The sequence below is a fragment of the Alistipes sp. genome (genome assembly GCF_048465635.1).
GTDB lineage: Bacteria > Bacteroidota > Bacteroidia > Bacteroidales > Rikenellaceae > Alistipes.
Map to the genome: position 1 here is coordinate 19,574 of NZ_DBFWLF010000022.1, position 14,782 is coordinate 34,355.

The following is a 14,782-nucleotide window of genomic DNA, read 5'->3' on the forward strand; positions in this document are numbered from 1 at the left end:
CTTATTCGTGCAGGGTTATGCCGTTTTCGTCCGCCGTGACCGTGCCGCGCTTGAGCAGCACGCCCAGCGAACGCTTGAACGACTTCTTACTCATGTTCGTCAGGCGGGCGATCTCCTCCGGGGCGCTGTCGTCGCCCAGCGGAAGCGTGCCTCCGTTATCGCGCAGCAGCTGCACCAGAGCGGCGGCCGAGTCCTTCACCTGCGCGTAGCCCTGCTGCTGGAGGCTCACGTCGATGCGGTTGTCCTCCGTGATGCGGCGGACGTAGCCCTCCAAGCGGTCGCCGACGGCCACGGGCCGGAACAACTGGTTGTGGTAGAGCATGCCCCAGTGGCGGTTGTCGATGATGACGCGGAAGCCGATCGGGCTTTCGGAGGCGACCAGCAGCGACACCTGCTGCCCGGGCCGGACCGTGATCAGCTCGTTGTTGATGAATCCCTTCAGCTTGCACGTGGCCACGCAGCGCCCCGTCACGTTGTCCTCGTACATGTAGACGATGTAGCTGCGCCCGGCGATGATGCCCCCCTGCTGGTTGCGGTTGGGCAGGAAGAGGTCCTTGCCCTGCAGCCCCCAGTCGAGGAACGCCCCGTGGACGCTCTTGTCCACGACCTTCAGGTAGCCCGCCTCCCCGACGCGCAGCAGGGGCGTCTCGGTGGTGGCTACCAGCCTATCCTCGGAGTCGTGGTAGACGAAGACCTCCTTCTCGTCGCCCGGACGGTCCGAGAGCGAGGTGAAGCGGTTGGGCAGCAGCACTTCCTGCTGCTGCTCGTCGACGAGGTAGATGCCGTAGTCCGACAGGCGGCTGACGGTGAGTTTCTGGGTGCGTCCGGCTTTGAGCATGGTTTTTCGGGGGATAATGTCCGGCAGCAAAAGTACGCTTTATTTCGCACGGATGCAACTTTGTCTTTGCCGTTCGGAAAAATTTCGTTATCTTTCCCGAACGGTTCTTTCGGACCGCGCAACGATTTTTTGAGCCATGAAGATTGATGTAGCCATTTGCCAGGTGGATATGGAGTGGGAGAATACCGCCCGCAACCTCGACCGCCTGGAACCTTTCGTGGCCGCCGCGGCGGCCGACGTGGTGGTCCTGCCCGAGATGTTCGCCACGGGGTTCAAGCTCCGGCCCGCGGTGGTCGCCGAACCGGCCGACGGCCCGGTGGTCACCGCCATGAAGCGGTGGGCCGCGACGTACGACCGCGCCGTGGTCGGCAGCGTCGTGATCGCCGAGGGGCCCCAGTACCGCAACCGCATGTTCTTCGTCAAGCCGTCGGGCGAGGTGGCGTGGTACGACAAGCGCCACCTGTTCCGGCCGGGCGGCGAGGCGCGCGACTACACCCCCGGCGACCGCCGCGTGGTGGTGGAGTACAAGGGGTTCCGCTTCCTGCTGCTCATCTGCTACGATCTGCGCTTCCCGGTCTGGAGCCGCAACCGGGGCGACTACGACGCCATCCTGTGCAGCGCCTCGTGGGCCGACGACCGGCGCGAGGTGTGGCGGACGCTCCTCCGCGCCCGGGCCATCGAGAACCAGTGCTACATGGCCGCCGTGAACCGCGTCGGTACGGACCCCGACGCCAACTATGCGGGCGACTCGGCGATCGTCGATTTCGCGGGCCGCACGCTCTGCGACGCGGGCAGCGAGGAGCGGACGATGGTCGCCTCGCTCGACAGCGAGGCGCTGGCCCTCTACAAGGAGCGCTTCCCGGCGTGGATGGACGCCGACCGCTTCACGCTGCACGTCGAGTGATTTTGTTCTTCGGACGGAATATTGTATCTTTACGCGATTTTCCGCAGGCGTCGCCCCGGCCAATAAAATGGGCGCCGCATACGTTATTCCGACGATGAAAGAAGAGACGATCAAAATACTCGGCGCGCGGGTGCACAACCTGAAGAACGTCGACCTCGAAATACCGCGCCGCAAGCTGGTGGTCATCACCGGGCTTTCGGGTTCGGGCAAGTCGTCGCTGGCCTTCGACACGATCTACGCCGAGGGGCAGCGCCGCTACATGGAGACCCTGTCGACCTATGCGCGGCAGTTCGTCGGGACGATGGAGCGCCCCGACGTGGACAAGATCACGGGCCTGAGCCCCGTGGTTGCCATCGAGCAGAAGACCACCAACAAGAACCCCCGCTCCACGGTCGGCACGGTCACCGAAATCAGCGATTTTTTGCGTCTGTTGTACGCGCGCGCCGCGCGCGCCTACTCCCCCGTCACGGGCGAGGAGATGGTCCACTACTCCGACGAGCGGATCGCCGAACTGATCCTCGATGGGTTCGCCGGCCGCCGCATCGCGCTGATGGCCCCCATCGTCAAGGGGCGCAAGGGGCACTACCGCGAGCTGTTCGAGTCGCTGGCCAAGAAAGGCTACATCTACGCCCGGGTCGACGGCGAGATCCGCGAGATTTCGCCCGGCATGCGGCTCGACCGCTACAAGATACACACCATCGATCTGGTGGTCGACCGGCTGGTGGCCGGCGAAGAGTCCCGCGAGCGGGTGATGACCTCGCTCCGGGAAGCCCTGCGTCAGGGCAAGGGCACGATGGCCGTCTACGACTACGGGACCGAGCAGATGCGCTTCTACTCGCGCCACCTGATGTGCCCCTCCACGGGCATGGCCTTCGAGGACCCGGCGCCCCACACCTTCTCGTTCAACTCCCCCAAAGGGGCGTGCCCCCACTGCAACGGCCTTGGCGAGGAGGCGGTGTTCGATTTGCAGAAGATCATCCCCGACATGCACCTCTCGCTGCGCGAGGGGGCGGTCGAGCCGCTGGGCAAGTACCGCAACAACCTCCTGTTCGCCCTGCTGGAGATGCTGGGACGGCGCTACGACTTCACGCTCGACGATCCCGTCGAAACCCTCTCCGAGGAGGGGCTGAACGCCGTGCTGTACGGCGACTCGGAGCCGCTGACGGTCAACCTCTCGGAGTTCGGCTCCGCGGGCGGCAATCAGTTCGTGGCGTGGGAGGGCGTGGCCGAGTACATCGGCCGCACCGAGGACGAGGAGTCGGCCCGGGGCCGCAAGTGGCGCGAGCAGTTCCTCGTCTACCGCAAATGTTCGCTTTGCGGCGGCACGCGCCTGAAGAAGGAGGCCCTTCAGTTCCGCATCGGCGGCAAGAGCATCGCCGATGTTTCGGCCCTCTCGATCGCCGATTTCGCCGCGTGGGTGGCGCATATCGAGGAGTACATGACCGACAAGGAGCAGCGCATCGCGCAGGAGATCGTCAAGGAGATCCGCGAACGGCTGCGCTTCCTGATGGACGTGGGGCTGGGCTACCTGTCGCTCGACCGCTCGTCGCGTTCGCTCTCGGGCGGCGAGAGCCAGCGCATCCGGCTGGCCACGCAGATCGGATCGAAGCTCGTCAACGTCCTCTACATCCTCGACGAACCGTCGATCGGGCTGCACCAGCGCGACAACCGGCGGCTGATCCGCAGCCTGGAGGAGCTGCGCGATGCGGGCAACTCGGTGATCGTCGTCGAGCACGACGAGGACATGATGCGCGCCGCCGACTTCATCGTCGACGTGGGTCCGCGGGCGGGCCGCAAGGGGGGCCATATCGTCGCCGCGGGGACGTTCGGCGACATCCTGAAGACGGACACCATCACGGCCGACTACCTGACGGGCCGCCGCCGCATCGAAATTCCGCAGACTTTGCGCAAGGGGACGGGCCAAAGCGTCGTCATCCGGGGCGCGCGGGGGAACAACCTCAAGAACATCACGGCCGAATTTCCGCTGGGCAAGTTCATCTGCGTGACGGGGGTGAGCGGCTCGGGCAAGTCGACGCTGGTCAACGAGACGCTGCGGCCGATCCTCTCCCGGGCGCTTTACCGCTCCTTCGACCAGCCGCTCGCGTACGATGCGGTGGAGGGGATCGAGCACATTGACAAGCTGGTCGTGGTGGACCAGTCGCCCATCGGGCGCACGCCGCGCTCGAATCCGGCGACCTATTCGAATGTCTTCGCGGACATCCGCAAGCTGTTCGAGATGACCCCCGACGCGCAGATCCGCGGCTTCAAGGCGGGGCGCTTCTCGTTCAACGTCAAGGGGGGCCGCTGCGAGGAGTGCCGCGGCGCCGGGGTGCAGACCATCGAGATGAACTTCCTGCCCGACGTCTACGTGCGCTGCAAGGCGTGCGGCGGCCACCGCTACAACCGCGAGACGCTCGAGGTGAAGTACAAGGGCAAGTCGATCGACGACGTGCTCAACATGACGGTCAACATGGCCGTGGAGTTCTTCGAGAATATCCCCAACATCTACCAGAAACTACGGGCCATTCAGGAGGTGGGGCTGGGCTATCTGACGCTCGGACAGCCCTGCACGACGCTTTCGGGGGGCGAGAGCCAGCGCATCAAGCTCTCCAGCGAACTCTCCAAACGCGACACGGGCCGCACGCTCTACATCCTCGACGAACCCACCACGGGGCTTCACTTCGAGGATATCCGCCTGCTGCTGGAGGTGCTCAACAAGCTGGTCGACCGCGGCAATACGGTCATCGTCATCGAACACAACCTCGACGTCATCAAGGTCGCCGACCACCTGATCGACATCGGTCCCGAGGGGGGCGCGGCCGGCGGCGAGATCATCGCAACGGGTACGCCGGGCGAGGTGGCCCGGTGCGCACGCAGCTACACGGGTCAGTTCCTCCAAAAGTTGGGGCTGTAAGGGGCCGACCGAGGCCCGATGCGGTTGTAAGGGCCGACCGAGGCTGGCGCACACGCGCTACCCGGGCCAGTTCCTCCAATAGCTCGGGCTGTGAGGGGCTGACCGAGGCCCGCTGCCCGCGCAGCTATAAGGGCCAGTTCCTCCAAAAGCTGGGGCTGTAAGGGGCCGACCGAGGCCCGATGCGGTTGTAAGGGCCGACCGAGGCTGGCGCACACGCGCTACCTGGGCCAGTTCCTCCAATAGCTCGGCTGTAAGGGGCGCACACGCGCTACCCGGGCCAGTTCCTCCAAAAAGCTCGGGCTGTGAGAGGTTGACCGGAGCCGGTGCTGGGGCTGTGAGGGGCTGACCCGGCTCCCAACGTTCAGGAACCACCGCCAAGACGAAGCTGCACCCCGCTGCGGTCCGTTCGGAAACCATTCGGCCGTGGGAAGCGATTCTTTTTCGACATTCGGTATATTTCTTGCATTCATGGCCGTAACAAACCTTATGTGCCATGAAAAAAACAGTCATCTTTGTCGTGGGCCTCTTGCTGTGTGCGGCGGCCGTTACGGTCATCGGTCAGCGAAAAATGCTGTCGCCCAAGGAGGAGCGCCGCGAAATCCGTGAGAAACGGCGTGCCGAGCGGATCGCCAACTTCGAGAAAACGATGGATTCGATCGTCCTTTCGCGCAACTTCCAGTTCAACCCCCAGACCATGCAGCGCGAGCCGGCCGGTCCGCTGCGTCAGATCATGAACCCCGAGTTCAATGTCGGCATCTGGGACGGTACGGCCGATATCTGCCTTCCCTACATCAAGGGCTACGTGCCGCCCTACTACATGACGATCATCAACTACACGGTCAACGACTTGCAGGGCTACCTCACCGAGCAGACGCACGAGGGGTGGATGGTGACCTTCTCCACGTCGCTCTTCTCGGCGTCGACCTACACGTTCACCTTCGAGATATTCTCCCGCACGGGCGGCGCGACGCTGACCATCACCAACCCCTGGTACAACCCCGTGCAGTATTCGGGCAGCATTTCGCAGCTCTATTGACGGGTGAATATCCCCGGACCCGAATCCGTGTCCGCAGGCGGTTGCGCGCGGCGTTGCGCCCATTTACAAGCCTGAACCACCCCAAACCCCCGCTCCGGCGGGGGCTTTTTAACCCCCTTTGCGTCACTAAATTTTACCCTATATGAAAATTTCTTTCCTCTGTTCCCTGGGCGCGGGGCTGCTGGCCGCCTGCGCCGTCTCCGCACAGTCGCCGCAATACACGCTGGGCACTTCCGGCGCCGACAGCGTGCCGCAGACCACGGTGGTCCCCGTCCAGCAGCCTGCCGTGCAGGTGGTCGAGCACACGACCGTCTACGAAGAGTCCGAAAAGGGGATGGACCGTGCCGAACGGCGCGCCTACAAGGCCAAGGTCTACGCCGCGAAGATCGACTCGCTGGTGCAGTCGCGCGACTACATGTTCTTCCCCAACTCCATGCAGCAGCTCCCCGGCGGAATGATCCGCTCGATCTACACCGACTACTTCTTCTTCGGAATGTTCGTCGACCACGTTGAGGTGCACCTGCCCACGGAGCGGGGCGTGACGCAGTATATCGAGATGCTGAACTTCGATTCGATGTCGATCCACAACTACCAGTCCTCGCGCATGCAGTGGGGGTGGGCCGTCTCGTTCGACATCTCCGACGGCGACGCACTCTACCACGCCGACCTGGCCGTCTCGACCGCCACGGGCGAAACGGTCCTGACGCTCATCACCCCCTCGGTCACCATGCGCTATGTCGGCTGGTTGTGGAACAAGCGGATCAAGGACCCGAAATTCCGGCGGATCGGGTAAAACGCCGTCCAACCGGACGGCATTCATTATTGAATGTATTTGGCAAGTTCCTCTGCAAATTTTTCCGACAAAGGCCGGTAATATTCGTAGAAGTCTGAGCACTTCAAATATTCGGCATCGGTGTAGATCGTTGTCGAGCCTCCCTGTGTGGCACTGTGTGAGCCACCTTGCGTCGTACCGCCGTAATGTCCGTAGGTCGAGGAGTTGTACGAATTATAATAGGTCGATGCCCGGCCGCTTCCGGTTGTCGTCTGGCTATGGCTTGTTGCTGTCTGCTCCCCATAATTGCTGCGTGTTTTTGCATCGGATATTTTTGCGTCGATACCGGCATTGAGGTCGGCGGCAAAACGAACAAACCGTTCCCCGTCTGGAACGCAAAACGTTAATTTTCCATTTATTACAGTTGTAGATGTAAAATACTCCTTAAACCATCCATTGATAATGGCTGATAGAATGTCTTTTTGATCTTGTTTAAAGACTATTCTTGTAGACAGCCACCAGTGAGGATTATAATTTTCTTTTGATGCTTTTAAAATACCGCCATCTCCAGTGCTATAGCTGCGAAAATGGAAGTAATAAGGGGGTGTCCGTTTCCAACCGTGTGACCATAGCCCTTTGCTAACTATGGTTATCTCTTTTTCCCATTTCAGAGGGGAGTAAACCGTTTTAATAGTTCCTCCGACAGTACCTTTATCTATTTGTATGATTTTGAAAGTCGCCGAGACTACGGATAAAAACACCTCTGGGCGAAATGATTCGATCTGATGCTTGAAATCGTTCAATCCATCCAGTTCGTATTCGATTGAAGGACCGTTCATTTCATTAAGAACCGTATAACCTATGACTCGAGGATAAAATCCGTAACGCCTCAACCAAACAGAACCATCTTTGCCGGGCTTTTTCAGATTGGTATATTCTACGGAATCAACTGTTTTATACCGTAGTTCTTCAACGGGACCATCTGCAATGATCGTGTCGATTCGTATTCGATCCTCTTCCTGAGCAAAACGCAACCAGGAAACCTCGATAATTAGGTCGGCATCGATTTTTTTTCGAATATCGGTATAATTGACATATCCGTTTTTATCGGTTAGTTGACTTATCAAGCCGCGGTCAAGAACCTGAAAGCCGATGCGGGTAAGCTGTTCTTCGATATAGTTATAATAGGGACGGATCCGCTCTTGCTCCGCAATTTCATGGCCCGCATCTATTACTCTTACTATTACCCTTGGGGATGGATTTTCATGCAAGAATGCTTTTAATCCGGGTAAGAGATGAACGGTTGGCGGCTGTTGCCGTAATTTAAGCGTAATATCGGGCATCTTGTAAAAGTATACATCTTCGTCAGGCACACCTACTGTATAGAAGTCGGGTTTTTTCGCTTCGACCGGACTGAATAAAAAACAAGCGATTATCATTAACAAGCTAAATTTCTTCATTTGATTACGAATGATTAAATTATAATCGAGTGGTGTTATAACATAAAAAACGCGGACAAATTCCTTTATCCGCGTCAGAGGTATTGGACGACCCATGCAATGAGATAGAAGAAAATGCCCGCGCCGTAAAACAGCGCGAGCATCAACTTTAATTCCTCAATGCAATAGAAAGTGTCCAATTTTCTGACGCAAGAAGAAAAGCCGATGCGCTTTTATATGTCGGTGCGCCCGGAGGCGCGTGTTCGATAGCTGTTTTTTACTGCTTCATAGGCCGTGTGGTTTGGAATTTGTATCGGTAAAGATAGAATTTTTAATTCTTAATTTTTCATTTTTCATTGCTTTTCCGCCTCACGGCCGGAAAATCAATGCCACCGCCGAGGCGGAGACCCCCTCCTCGCGCCCCTCGAAACCAAGATGCTCTGTGGTCGTAGCTTTGACCGATACCCGGTCATCGCCTACACCCATTGCATCGGCCATCGCGCGGCGCATCGCGTCGATGTAGGGCCGCAGGCGGGGCCGCTGCATGCGGACGGTGCAGTCCACATTCCCGATTTCATACCCTTTTTCCCGCACGATCGCCGCCACGCGGCGCAGCAGAATCTTCGAATCGATCCCGCGGAAGTCGTCCGACGTGTCGGGGAAGTGCATCCCGATGTCGCCCGCCGCGGCCGCTCCTAAGAGCGCGTCGCACAGGGCGTGGATCACCACATCGCCGTCCGAGTGGGCCACGCACCCTTTCGTATGGGGTATCGCAACCCCGCCCATCACCAGCGGAAGCCCCTCGCGGAGCGCATGCACGTCGTAGCCGTGTCCGATTCTGAAATCCATAATCCGTAAGATTTGTTGCCAAAGATAGGAAAAATCGCTATTTTTGCAAAACAGCGTGTGCCCGACGCGATCGGTGCGCTCCGCTTGCGCGGTTTTCTCCGTGCGGATCGGCGGAACAGTCGGCAGTCGGCAGTCGGCGGTCGGCATGGCAGCGGTTCGACGGATCGGGCGGCGGTTCGGTGGCCCGGACGCCAGACGGCAGGGCAGCGGATCGGCAGTCTGACAGTTCGGCGGATCGGCAGCGCGGGCGACGAGGCAGCGCCCCGGTCGACAGTCGGCGGGACAGCGCGAAAAACGGGCCATCGCCACCGAAGGCTGCGGCCCGCGCGGCCCCTAAATAAGCCGGGGAGTTCCCGGCCGGAACGGTTGCCAGTAAACGAATGTAAAACCAATGTAAAACAATACGCCTATGTCTGAAATCCTCAATCTGGAACCCCGCCTGGTGTGGGAGCAGTTCGACGCCATCACCCGCGTGCCGCGCCCGTCCAAGAAGGAGGGCAAGATCATCGACTTTCTGGTCGATTTCGCCAAGCAGCACCGAATCGACTATCAGAAGGACGCCATCGGCAACGTGGTGATGCGCAAGCCCGCCACGCCGGGTTACGAGGAGCGTCCGGCGGTCATCCTCCAGTCGCACATGGACATGGTCTGCGAGAAGAACTCCGACGTGGAGTTCGACTTCGACAACGATCCGATCCGCGTGCGCGTGGACGGGGAGTGGGTGCGGGCCGAGGGGACGACGCTCGGCGCCGACTGCGGCATCGGCATGGCGGCGGCGCTGGCCGCGCTGATCGACCCTGCCGTGCAGCACGGCCCCCTGGAGGCGCTCTTCACGGTGGACGAGGAGACGGGACTGACCGGCGCTTTCGAGCTGGGCGAGGGGATGCTGACGGGCAAATACCTCATCAACCTCGATTCGGAGGACGAGGGCGAGCTGTTCATCGGCTGCGCGGGCGGCATCGACACCATCGCCACGTTCCACTACACGATGGAGCAGGCGCCGAAAAACTACGCCTTTTTCCGCGTCGACGTCTCCGACCTGATGGGCGGCCACTCGGGCGACGACATCGACAAGGGGCGCGTCAATTCGAACAAGACCGTGGCGCGCCTGCTGTGGGAGGGCATGCAGTCGTGCGAGCTGAAGCTGAGCTACTTCTCGGGCGGCAACCTGCGCAACGCCATACCGCGCGAGGCGTACGCCATCTTCGGCGTGCCGGCGAAATACAAGGCGGAGTTCCTCAAGCGCTACAACCTCTTCGCCGCCGATCTCAAGGCCGAATTCCGGCTGCGCGAGCCGAATTTCAAGATCACGCTCAACGAGATGCCCGAGGTCGACGAGGTGCTGGACGCCCGGACGCAGTTCGGGCTGGTCTACTCGCTGGTGGGCGTGCCCAACGGCGTGGTGGCCATGTCGTTCGCCGTGCCGGGACTGGTAGAGACCTCCACCAACCTCGCCTCGGTCAAGTTCGAGGAGGGGAACCGCATCGTGGTCACTTCGTCGCAGCGCTCCTCGGTGGAGAGCGCCAAAACCTACGTCATGCAGATGGTCGAGTCGGTCTTCGCGCTGGCCGGGGCCGACGTGGCGCACAGCGACGGCTACCCGGGCTGGACGCCCGACCCGCAGTCGAAACTGCTCGAAGTTACGGTGGCGAGCTACAAGCGCCTGTTCGGCGTCGATCCGAAGGTGCGGGCGATCCATGCCGGGCTGGAGTGCGGACTGTTCCTCGAAAAATACCCCGAGCTGGAGATGGTGTCGTTCGGCCCGACGCTGCGCGGCGTCCATTCGCCCGACGAGCGGCTGGAGATCGCCACGGTCCCCAAATTCTGGGACCTGCTCCGGGAGGTGCTCCGGACGCTTTAGACGCTCCGGTCACGAACGTTTGCCGGGAGCCTGCTTACAAGCGGGTTCCCGGTTTTTTTTGCGCAGCGAACTCTTGCATAAATGATAAAAACGGTTATATTTGTAGAATAAACAGCTCCCCGGATGTTTCCACCGCGCGTACGCCTGCCGCTCCTGCTCCTCTGCCTGCTTTATGCGGGCAGGGCGGCGGGGCAGTCCGGGGCCGACGATTACTACCCCTTTGCCGAACCGGAGGAGCGCGTGGTGCGGCTGCTGACCGATTCGGCGCTCTTCTACCGCGCCGTGCAGCACGCGCCGGACCTCTACGACCGCATCGCCGGGTTCGCCCTGCCGCAGGTCGCCGTGAAGCGCCGCGGGCAGCCCTTTACGGCGGAGGCGGCCTCGGTCGGGGGCGTCGCGCTGCCTTACCGCTATTTTTCCGTCGTGCGCCTGCTGGGTGCGGAGGAGGAGGCGAGGCCCGGGCTGGCTTCGGCGGTGCAGACCGCGGGCGGTGCGGGCGGCGTGCGAGAGTTTCGCTTCGGCGACGACATGCCGCTGCTGCCGTTTTACGCTTCGGTGCGCCTTACCGACCGGAACTACCGGGTGGGGGCACAGCTGGCTGCGGTCGGGGAGCTGGGCCGCGGATGGCGGGGCGCGGCGGCCCTCGATGCGCGGACGGGCCGCGACCTGCAGGTCGAAGGCGTCTTTACGAATGCGCTGACGGCGGGGTTCCGGCTGGCCAAATCCTTCGGCCGCGGCGAACTCGCGCTGTTGGCCGCCGTGCCGCTCTCGGCGCGGGGAACGCGCCTCTCCTCCGTCGAGGAGGCTTTCGTGCTTACGGGCGACCGCCTTTACAACCCCGCCTGGGGCTTTCAAAACGGCAAGGTCCGCAACGCGCGCGTGCGGCGCGAGGCGGTTCCGCTGGCCGCAGCCGTGTGGGACATGCCGCTGTCGGTTGTGACGACGCTCCGCGCATCGTTCGGCGCGGAGGCGGGCGAGCGCTCGTACAGCGGCCTGGGGTGGTACGACGCACGCACCCCGATGCCCGACAACTACCGCTGCCTGCCCGGCTACACCGGCGACCGGGAGACCGAGCGGGTCTGGCGCGAACGGGACCCGCGCTTCACGCAGATCGACTGGGATGCCCTGATCGCGCGCAACCGCATGGCGGGCGGAGAGGCGGTCTATGCGCTGGAGGAGCGTGCCGAGCGGCTCTGCAACCTGCGGGCGGCCGCTTCATTCACCACCGAGCCGGACCCGCGGCTGACGCTTCGCTACGGGGTTGATTACGACTATCTTGCAACACGCCGTTTCAAGCGGATGCGCGACCTGCTGGGCGCGGATCATATCGTCGACATCGACCAATACCTCGTCGACGACGACACCTACGGCAACCTCATGCAAAACGACCTGCGCCACCCGGGGCGGGTGGTCCGCGAGGGGGACCGCTTCGGTTACGACTACACGCTCACCGTCCGCGAATTGCGCGTCCGGCTGCGGGCGGAGTACCGTTCGGATCGCTTCCGGGCCGATCTGGCGGCGATGTTCGGCGATGCAGTCGTCTGCCGCCGCGGCCACTACGAAAAGGAGCTTTTCCCGGGCGAAGGCTCGTTCGGACCTTCGCGCAGGATGCGCTTTACACCCTACACGCTCAAATTCTCCGCCGGATGGTCCTTCTCGCCGCGCAACTACATCGGGGCCGCGGCGCTCGTGGCCGCCGCGCTTCCCGAGGCGGAGCACCTCTTCCTCCAGCCCCAGTACAACAACCGCACGGTCGACGACCCCGTCCCCGAGCGCCTCTACGGAGCCGAGGCGACGTTCCGCCTGACCGGCCCCGCGGTCGAGTTGCAGGCGGCGGCTTTCGCCACGGCGACCTTCGATGCGATCCGCACGGTGCGCTACTACGACGATCTGGCGGGCGTCTACGCCGATCTGGCCCAAACAGGGATCGGGACGCTGGCCCTCGGTGCGGAGATCGCCGCGCAGTTCCGCCTGTCCTACCGCTGGCAGTTGTCGCTGGCGGCCTCCGCCGGGCGTTACCGCTACGTGCGCGACCCGCGCATCACGGTCCTTTCCGATGTCGACAACACCCCCGTCGACCGGGATGCCGCGAGCCACATGGGCGGCTGCCGCATCGGCGGAGCGCCGCAGTGGACCGGATGCGGCGAGCTGAGCTACTTCGGACCGAAAGGGTGGGGTTTCCGCCTCTCGGCGGGCTTTGCCGGCGGCCGTTACGTCGAGCCGCAGGCGCTGCGCCGCACCGAGCGGCTGGCCCGGCAGGCGGGGCTGATGCCCGAGGCGTTCGACGCCTTTACCGTGCAGGAGCGGCTGCACGATGCGTGGACGGTGGATGCGGCGCTCTTCAAGACCTTCTACCTGGGGCGCTCGCGCCTGGCCGCGGCGCTGATGCTGCGCAACCTCACGGGGGAGAACGACGCGGCCTACAGCGGGTGGGAGTCGCTGCGCGTGCGGCGGCTCCGGGCGGGCGACGGGACCTATTACGAGCCGCAGGCGACGCGCTATACCTATATTTATCCGCGTTCGTTTTTCCTTACGATCTCTTACCGATTTTGAGCAGTTTGTAAAAAATCGTCCGGATTTTTTGGAGATTGGTGCAAAATTCGTAAATTGTTGGGTGAAAACCTCAAAACTTTAAAAAATGATTATCGGTATTCCCAAAGAGATCAAGAACAACGAGAACCGCGTTGCTCTTACCCCCTCGGGCGCTCAGGAGCTGACCAAAAGGGGACACAAAGTCTACGTGCAGGCTACGGCCGGTGTGAACAGCGGTTTTGCCGATGATGCCTATAAGGCCGTGGGGGCGGAGATTCTTCCCACCATCGAGGAGGTCTACGCCGCGGCCGACATGATAATCAAGGTCAAGGAGCCGATCGCTCCCGAGTACAAGCTCGTGCGGGCGGGACAGATCATTTTCACCTATCTGCACTTCGCCAGCAGCGAACCCCTGACGCGGGCGATGATCGACAGCGGGGCCATCTGCTGCGCCTACGAGACCGTCGAGCGCGAAGACCATTCGCTGCCGCTGCTGATTCCCATGTCGGAGGTGGCGGGCCGCATGTCGACGCAGGAGGGGCGCTACTTCCTCGAGAAGCCGCGTGGCGGCAAGGGCAAGCTGCTGGGCGGCGTGCCGGGGGTGAAGCCCGCGCGCGTGTTCGTGATCGGGGCCGGCGTGGTCGGCACGGCTGCGGCGCGCACGGCGGCCGGTACGGGTGCGGACGTGACGATCTGCGACGTGTCGCTCCGGCGGCTGACCTATCTGGCGGACGTGATGCCCAAGAACGTCAAGACGCTCATGTCGTCGGAATACAACATCCGCGAGGAGCTCAAGCGCGCCGACCTGGTGATCGGTTCGGTGCTGATCCCGGGCGCGAAAGCCCCGAAGCTGGTTACGCGCGACATGCTCAAGGATATGGAGCCGGGGACGGTGATGGTCGACGTGGCCATCGACCAGGGTGGCTGCTTCGAAACGTCGCGCCCGACGACGCACGAGGACCCGGTCTACTACGTCGACGGCATCCTGCACTACTGCGTGGCCAACATTCCGGGAGCCGTGCCCTACACCTCGACCCTGGCGCTGACCAACGCCACGCTGCCCTACGCCATCCAGTTGGCCGACAAGGGGTGGCGGCGGGCCTGCAAGGAGAACCGCGAGCTGGAACGGGGCCTCAACATCGTCGAGGGCAAGGTGGTCTACAAATCCGTGGCCGAGGCGTGGGGGCTACCCTATGTGCCGCTGACACTCTGAGACTGAAGCGGGGAGGGAGTTTTCCTCCCCGCTTATTTTAAGCGCTTCTTCGCGCGGTCTGCGCCGTTTATCGGGAGTGGTCTCTGGCAGACTTGTCGCTGTTTGTGAAGAGCTGTTTTTCGGGCGGCAGTCTGCGAAGGAACGCGCTTGCGGAAAATTCTCGGGCGGCAGCCTGCGGGGCACGCGATAAGCGGGCCTCCGCCGCCGGAGGCTGCGGCCCGCCGGCTCTTCGAGCCGCTGCCGGCATGCAAAAAATTCATATCTGATGTTCTTCGTCCCTCCCGAGCGAGGGGGCAGGGGTGGGATCAGATTTGCAGACGCGGCGTCCCCGCCGCGAGGCTCGACGATAGAGAGCGTGTTTACATTGGTCTGACCGACCAGCATCCGGTGCGACTATCCTTTTGGGCCTCCGCCGCCGGAGGCT

Annotated in this window: 10 protein-coding genes; 7 read left to right on the forward strand and 3 right to left on the reverse strand. The window is 62.2% G+C overall.

The genetic code is table 11. From position 1 onward, the window contains the following. Window position 1: 1 nt before the first annotated feature. Window positions 2-838, reverse strand: coding sequence for a S1 RNA-binding domain-containing protein (locus tag ACMO9O_RS08480; RefSeq protein WP_418983433.1), 837 nt, complete (start codon window positions 836-838; stop codon window positions 2-4). A gap of 136 nt (window positions 839-974) precedes the next feature. Here ACMO9O_RS08480 and ACMO9O_RS08485 point away from each other — a divergent pair, with 136 nt between their 5' ends. The 4 genes from ACMO9O_RS08485 to ACMO9O_RS08500 all read left to right on the forward strand — a co-directional run bounded on the left by ACMO9O_RS08485 (window position 975) and on the right by ACMO9O_RS08500 (window position 6,485). Then, window positions 975-1,742, forward strand: a complete 768-nt coding sequence (locus ACMO9O_RS08485) for a nitrilase-related carbon-nitrogen hydrolase (protein WP_418983434.1) — start codon at window positions 975-977, stop codon at window positions 1,740-1,742. A gap of 94 nt (window positions 1,743-1,836) precedes the next feature. Further along, window positions 1,837-4,656: an excinuclease ABC subunit UvrA gene (gene uvrA, locus ACMO9O_RS08490; RefSeq protein WP_418983435.1), complete on the forward strand. Its 2,820-nt coding sequence runs from the start codon at window positions 1,837-1,839 to the stop codon at window positions 4,654-4,656. A gap of 493 nt (window positions 4,657-5,149) precedes the next feature. Then, complete coding sequence (locus tag ACMO9O_RS08495; protein ID WP_418983436.1) at window positions 5,150-5,692, forward strand: DUF4251 domain-containing protein; 543 nt, start codon at window positions 5,150-5,152, stop codon at window positions 5,690-5,692. Between the two features lie 142 nt (window positions 5,693-5,834). Next, window positions 5,835-6,485: a hypothetical protein gene (locus ACMO9O_RS08500; RefSeq protein WP_418983437.1), complete on the forward strand. Its 651-nt coding sequence runs from the start codon at window positions 5,835-5,837 to the stop codon at window positions 6,483-6,485. 26 nt (window positions 6,486-6,511) lie between these two features. On the opposite strand, the gene ACMO9O_RS08505 is transcribed toward ACMO9O_RS08500, so the two are convergent. Beyond that, entirely contained in the window at window positions 6,512-7,924 is a 1,413-nt protein-coding gene (locus ACMO9O_RS08505) for a hypothetical protein (protein ID WP_418983438.1), read from the reverse strand. Window positions 7,925-8,272: 348 nt separating this feature from the next. Then, window positions 8,273-8,752, reverse strand: coding sequence for a 2-C-methyl-D-erythritol 2,4-cyclodiphosphate synthase (gene ispF / locus ACMO9O_RS08510; RefSeq protein WP_418983439.1), 480 nt, complete (start codon window positions 8,750-8,752; stop codon window positions 8,273-8,275). A gap of 409 nt (window positions 8,753-9,161) precedes the next feature. Here ispF and ACMO9O_RS08515 point away from each other — a divergent pair, with 409 nt between their 5' ends. The 3 genes from ACMO9O_RS08515 (at window position 9,162) to ald (ending at window position 14,358) form a co-directional block, all read left to right on the forward strand. After that, entirely contained in the window at window positions 9,162-10,613 is a 1,452-nt protein-coding gene (locus tag ACMO9O_RS08515) for an aminoacyl-histidine dipeptidase (protein WP_418983440.1), read from the forward strand. A 123-nt stretch (window positions 10,614-10,736) separates the two neighbouring features. Beyond that, complete coding sequence (locus tag ACMO9O_RS08520) at window positions 10,737-13,166, forward strand: TonB-dependent receptor (protein WP_418983441.1); 2,430 nt, start codon at window positions 10,737-10,739, stop codon at window positions 13,164-13,166. Between the two features lie 85 nt (window positions 13,167-13,251). Then, the gene (gene ald, locus ACMO9O_RS08525) at window positions 13,252-14,358 is read left to right on the forward strand and encodes an alanine dehydrogenase (RefSeq protein ID WP_418983442.1); all 1,107 of its coding nucleotides are present in this window, start codon (window positions 13,252-13,254) and stop codon (window positions 14,356-14,358) included. Window positions 14,359-14,782: the final 424 nt, after the last annotated feature.